Source organism: Sphingomonas sp. OV641 (assembly GCF_900109205.1).
Taxonomy (GTDB): domain Bacteria; phylum Pseudomonadota; class Alphaproteobacteria; order Sphingomonadales; family Sphingomonadaceae; genus Sphingomonas.
Genome location: NZ_FNZB01000033.1, coordinates 1 through 1,943 on the forward strand (window position 1 = coordinate 1; position 1,943 = coordinate 1,943).

At 63.1% G+C, this 1,943-nt stretch carries 3 protein-coding genes; all 3 read right to left on the minus strand.

What is annotated here, in order from left to right; translation table 11 throughout:
* Positions 1–251, minus strand: a 251-nt coding sequence (locus BMX36_RS21220) for a DUF305 domain-containing protein (protein WP_093068550.1), incomplete at its 3' end; no start/stop codon positions are given.
* A gap of 47 nt (positions 252–298) precedes the next feature.
* Positions 299–1,597, minus strand: a complete 1,299-nt coding sequence (locus tag BMX36_RS21225) for a copper resistance protein B (protein ID WP_066706730.1) — start codon at positions 1,595–1,597, stop codon at positions 299–301.
* Positions 1,587–1,943 (minus strand): multicopper oxidase domain-containing protein (locus tag BMX36_RS21230; RefSeq protein ID WP_177179240.1); only part of this gene is annotated, 357 nt, incomplete at its 5' end. The genes BMX36_RS21225 and BMX36_RS21230, both read right to left, overlap by 11 nt.

Sequence of the window (1,943 nt, forward strand, 5' to 3'; positions counted from 1 at the left end):
ATCTGCGACATGGCGATCGCACCGCGGTGATGCTCGATCATCTTGCGGACCCACGTCTCGCTCGCATTAGCGCCCTTGGCCTTCATCATCTTTTCATGCATCGCCATTTCGGCGGGCATGAAGGGCGTGTTCATGCCAGGCATGTTGTCGTGGTTCATGCCTTGCATTTTCGAGTGGTCCATGCCCTGCTGAGCCAAAGCGGGGCTCGCCGACATCGCGGCCAGAGCCAGAAGCGTTACTGCCTTGAACATCGATTTCTCCTTCTTGGCCTTGGCCAACGCAACAAGACTAGTTGGCCTTAGAACCATGTGCGAATGCCCAGAACGAGGCTGGTCGACGCCGCGCCCTGGCCTTCGGCGCGCGCGAAGCGGGCTGTGTCCCCGAAGCTGCGGTCGTACGATATGCCCACATAGGGCGCGAACTCGCGCCTGATCTCGTAGCGGAGACGCAGACCGAGTTCGGCCGTGGAAAGGCCTGAGCCGATGCCGATTTCCGGCACGTCCTGCGCGGCGAAGTTGAGTTCGGCGCGTGGCTGAAGAACCAGCCGCTGCGTGATCCGCTGATCGTAATAACCTTCCAGGCGCCCCAGCAGGTCGCCCTTGTTGGACAGGAACAGTGCGCCCTCGACATCGAAGAAGCCGGGTGCCAGCGTTTCGAAGCCGACCGACGCATAGACGCGCGAGGGGTTGGGCTTGAAATCGTAGCGGACGCCAAGCTGTATATCGGTGTATGGGCCAATGGCGCGCGAATAAAGCGCCTGTACCTCCGCCGCTTCCAGACTTCCCCCGATATTCCCTTCGCCCTCGGTCTTGAGCACCAGCCGGTTGATATCACCCCCATACCAGGCACTGCCGTCCCACCGGTAACCATCGCGACCGTCCCGGATCTGGACTTCAGCCAGATTGAATATGACCTGGGAGAAATTCTGCCCGCCGTGCATCGACCGCAGATGCTGCTGCGAATGCGCCATAGCAGCGGCAGAGTAGACCTGGTCCGCGGCCCGATCGGTCGGGATGGGCGGCGGCGGAGCGGTGCCGGCCTGAAGGTTGGTGCCGATCATCGCCGCGCCCGTGGCTGAGGGCATGCTTCCCATGCCGTGTCCCGGCATGCCTTGCATCGCGCCCGAACTTTGGCCCATTCCCGGCATCGATCCATGGTCCATGCCTTGCATAGCACCTGGCTCAGCGGGGTTGGCGCCGCCGGACGCACCTGGCATCGCGGACATGTCGTGCCCCGAACTGGCATCAGGTTTGGCTTCAGGCATATTCATACCGGGCATGGCGGACATGTCATGACCGGCGTGAGGATCAGCAACAGCCGGTCCACCGACCGGAGGCTTGGCGGACCGACTTGCGGCAGGCTTGGCCCCCAATCCCGCCTTCGCGCGCGGTGTCGACCTGGCGGCAGGCTTCGCGGACTCCTTGTGCACGGCGGGCTTGGTCGCTGAGGGCTTCTTGGCGGCAGGCTTTTTTACCGCTGGCGCCTTTGGCGGCGGCATCTTCATGCCGGGCATGTTGGAATGGTCCATCTGCGCGGCCGCCGGCGTTGCGAGGCCAAGCGCCGCGCCGCCGGCGATCAGGAGGAACTTAGGCTGCATCGCGATTCTCCTCGCCCATCGGGCGAACCGTCACGACACGCATCATCCCCGCGGTCATGTGATAGAGATTGTGGCAGTGGAACGCCCAGTCGCCGGGCGCATCGGCCGTTACGTCGAATGTCATCTTACCGCCTGGCGCCACATTCACAGTGTGCTTGCGAGGCCCAAAGTCGCCATGTCCGGTCACCAACTCGAAGAAGTGGCCGTGCAAATGGATGGGGTGCGGCATCATCGTGTCATTGACCAGGGTAACGCGCGCGCGCTCGTCCTTGCGGAACGGGATGGGGTCGGCAGGGTCGCTCATCTTCTGGCCGTCAAAGCCCCACATGTAGCGCTCCATATTGCC